Origin of the sequence: Pseudomonas sp. SIMBA_067 (genome assembly GCF_046534675.1) — a bacterium.
GTDB classification, from domain to species: Bacteria; Pseudomonadota; Gammaproteobacteria; order Pseudomonadales; family Pseudomonadaceae; genus Aquipseudomonas; species Aquipseudomonas putida.
Genome location: NZ_JAWRYH010000753.1, coordinates 1 through 258 on the forward strand (window position 1 = coordinate 1; position 258 = coordinate 258).

Annotated in this window: 1 pseudogene; it reads left to right on the forward strand. The window is 61.2% G+C overall.

The features are described 5' to 3' along the window. Window positions 1-258: pseudogene (locus tag SB765_RS31190) on the forward strand (pili assembly chaperone); the annotation flags it as partial.

A 258-nucleotide genomic window follows, 5' to 3' on the forward strand; every position in this document is an offset into this window, starting at 1 on the left:
CTCGCACCGCTTCGAGCGGGTCAACAAGCAAGGCCAGACGGTCTTTCTTGAAGCCTCTTACAACCCGATCTTCGACAGCAAGGGCCGGCTGTACAAGGTGGTCAAGTTCGCCAGCGATATCACCAGCCAGGTCTGCACCCAGCAAAGTGCCGCCGATGCCGCCCACGCCAGCTCCATGCAGACCGATGCCTGCGCGCGCAAGGGTACCGAGGTGGTGCAACAGGCGGTGCAGGTGATCGAGCAGATTTCCCAAGAGCT